The sequence below is a fragment of the Stenotrophomonas sp. PS02301 genome, from assembly GCF_029959485.1.
GTDB classification, from domain to species: Bacteria; Pseudomonadota; Gammaproteobacteria; order Xanthomonadales; family Xanthomonadaceae; genus Stenotrophomonas; species Stenotrophomonas maltophilia_Z.
Window position 1 is genome coordinate 1 of sequence record NZ_JASCOO010000182.1, and the last position, 2829, is coordinate 2829.

A 2829-nucleotide genomic window follows, 5' to 3' on the forward strand; every position below is an offset into this window, starting at 1 on the left:
GCTCTGCATCGTCCTGATCGAGATCGCGGAGAGCCGGCCAGCGGCCGGCACTACCCACAATGCCATCGACAGGTGGCGCCGCCTTACAACGCGCTCGCCGGGCGCACCTTCAGCACCGCTTCTTCAGCCGCACAATCCCGCGCGGAATGCTGCCCCGACTTGCGTGCCGCGGCGATCTCCCTGCGTGCGGCCAGCAGGTCGCTGTTGAACGCGGCATTGTCATGCAGGCGTGCCACGGCGGCGGCGCCCATGAAACGGCCTTCCAGGATGTCGCTCTGCCAATGCACGTTGCAGACCAGACGGCTCTCGCCGTAGTTGCGGCCGCGTGCCTGGATCGCATCGGCGCGGTCGGGGGCGATCTCCGAGAGGATCAGGGCCCAGGCCCAACCGATCGAGGTGTGGCCGGACGGATATGAGCCGTTGCCGCGCAGGTCCTGCTCGTCTTCGGGCGAGCAGGTGGGCTCACCATTGACCATGAACGGCCGCGCGCGCTGGTAGTGCTTCTTCGCCGTGCGGGTGGCCGCGCTGGCATCGATCCGGCTGCGTTCCAGCAGGCGGTACAGGGCCGGCGTCTTCACCGCATCCACGTCGACATCGATCGCGCAGGAGAACTGGTTGGCACCGGCCGGGAAGGCGAGCTCGGCGTCGCGGTGGGCCTGCTCGAAGCGCGGGCTGCCGCGCAGGGCACGGGCTTCACGGCTGACCTGTTCGTCCAGTGCGAAGCCGGCCGAGCCGGCGGCCGGCGGCGCCGGTACCAGTGCCAGGCTGTCCGGCACGGCCGTGCTCTGCAGGTAGCCGACGGCCTTGGTGGTGACCGAGGCTTCCACCGGCGTGGTGCGAGGTGCGGCCGTTGACGAACAGCCGGCGAGGGCGGCGAGCAGGGCGGTCACCAGCATCGGGCGAACGGCAGCGGAGCGCAGGGACGACGACATCGGGAGGTCTCGAAGAGGGAGAGCCGCATGATCGCAGCTTCCTCTGGCAACGACAGCGGCCGTTTGTCATCCGGCCAGATCCGGCATGGCCGTGCCCCGGATGACGGAAACCCGCGACTGGTTCACGGATTTCATGGGTCGCACGACATAGCGTCATCGAAGGCGCCATCGTTCGTCATATCTCCATGGATACATGCACCCATGGCAACGCGGCAGCGCCGGTCATCAGGGGGATCATCAGCAAGGAGACAGCGGATGCGAAGCAACGCGGGAAGGTGGGGGGGCGGTCTCGCCCTGGGTCTGATGCTGGCGTGCGGCACGGTGCACGCGGCCGATGTAGTGGGGGTGGCGTTCGTGCACGGCACCGGCAAACAGACCGATGCGCGCGCGGACTACTGGCAGCCGGGCATCATCGATACGGTGCGCCTCGGGCTGCCCAACAGCAGCAACTACACCGTCATCAACTGCGATTTCGAGCAGTACATGTGGACGCCCGAAGCGGCCGGTTGTCTGGCGGGGCAGCTGACCAGCTTCATCAACACCCGTGGCATCACCAGGCTGGTGGTGATCACCCATTCCAACGGCGGCAACGTGGTGCGCTGGATCCTCTCCAACCCCACCTATGACAGCCGTTACCCGAAGATCATCCAGACGGTCAGCAAGGTCACCGCACTGGCACCGTCCTCGGCCGGTACCCCGCTGGCCGACGCGGTGCTCAACGGCAACATGTTCGAAACCTCGGTGGGCTGGCTGCTGGGCTACAAGAGCGATGCCGTGCGCCAGCAGCAGGTGGGCCACATGGCCACCTACAACGCGCAGAACCTGTACGGCACGGCCGGCCGGCCTGCATTGCCCAAGCCGTTTCGCGCAGTGGTCGGCTCGGATGTGGAATCGGCGGTGTGGGACAGCAACAGTTACTGCGGTGGCTATGCGCAGAACGTGGGCCTGGAGTTCACCCAGAACTGGTTGAGCAGCTGCTCGGACGGTTTCCTGGAGTGCAGCAGCCAGAAGGCGGCCGGCACCACTTGGTTCACCGACACGCAGCGCACCAAAGGCGCCGAGCCACTCAGCCACAACCAGAGCCGGCGCGAGTGCTTCGGCCTGGGCACGATCCTGCGCAACGACCTGACCCTGTGAGGAGCCCCCCGATGATGCGACAGACGACGATCGCGGCGGCCCTGCTCGCCGCGCTGGCAGCGCTGCCACTGCAGGCGGCACAGCCGCTGCTGGCCGCCCGCGCCAGTGACCAGGTGCCACGTGCGGTAGAGCGTGCGCCCTTGCCGGCCGGACCGGTGGAGCAGGCGCCGTTGAGCTTTGCCTGGGCGCTGGATCCAGCCCAGGTACTGACCCCCGCACCGACCTTCATGGCCAGCAGCCGCAGCTACTGGGAGATGGTGGATGCACCGGCGCTGCAACAGGGCCTGGCGTTGCCGCTGACCGCGCCCGATGCGGTGATCCAGGTCAGCCCCGTGCAGGGCGCCCGTGCGCTGGATACCACCCAATGGCAGGTGCGTGATGCTTCCGGTGCGCTGGCGGTGGACAAGGTGGTCGATGACCAGCAACTGCGTGCGGCGGGGATGTCGGTCGGCCCGGGCACGGCGATGGTCCGCACGGGCGCCACCTCCGCGGCAGGCAGCTACCGGCTGCAGAGCACGCAGGCCCAAGGCCGCTACGCGGTGCAGGTACTCGAACCCAACAGCCCGATCGCGCTGCAGCTGCAGGCGAGCAGCGACCGGGTGCTGGCCGGTGGCACGCTGGCGCTGAGCGCGCGGCTGGTCAACGACGGTGGCTTGGCAGCGGCGCAGGCCGCCCGTGCGCGGCCGCGGCCGCGGCCGGCCGTAGGCGCGGCCCGGCTGGTGGCGCCCGCTGGCCGCCGCTGGCCGGTTCCGCTGGTCGC

At 68.9% G+C, this 2829-nt stretch carries 3 protein-coding genes; 2 read left to right on the forward strand and 1 reads right to left on the reverse strand.

Annotated features, from left to right (window positions below):
* Positions 1 to 83: 83 nt before the first annotated feature.
* Entirely contained in the window at positions 84 to 932 is an 849-nt protein-coding gene (locus QMX81_RS20740; protein ID WP_282264350.1) for a phosphatase PAP2 family protein, read from the reverse strand.
* 303 nt (positions 933 to 1235) lie between these two features.
* Here QMX81_RS20740 and QMX81_RS20745 point away from each other — a divergent pair, with 303 nt between their 5' ends.
* A complete protein-coding gene (locus QMX81_RS20745; RefSeq protein WP_282264352.1) occupies positions 1236 to 2069 on the forward strand; it encodes a hypothetical protein in 834 nt (277 codons plus the stop codon).
* 14 nt (positions 2070 to 2083) lie between these two features.
* Positions 2084 to 2829: DUF4785 domain-containing protein (locus QMX81_RS20750; RefSeq protein ID WP_336619099.1), on the forward strand; the 746-nt coding region annotated here is incomplete at its 3' end.

Bases quoted from the DNA above. Each gene is read 5' to 3' on its own strand.
- QMX81_RS20740 (WP_282264350.1), bottom strand. From the start codon at position 932: ATGTCGTCGTCCCTGCGCTCCGCTGCCGTTCGCCCGATGCTGGTGACC.
- QMX81_RS20745 (WP_282264352.1), top strand. From the start codon at position 1,236: ATGCTGGCGTGCGGCACGGTGCACGCGGCCGATGTAGTGGGGGTGGCG.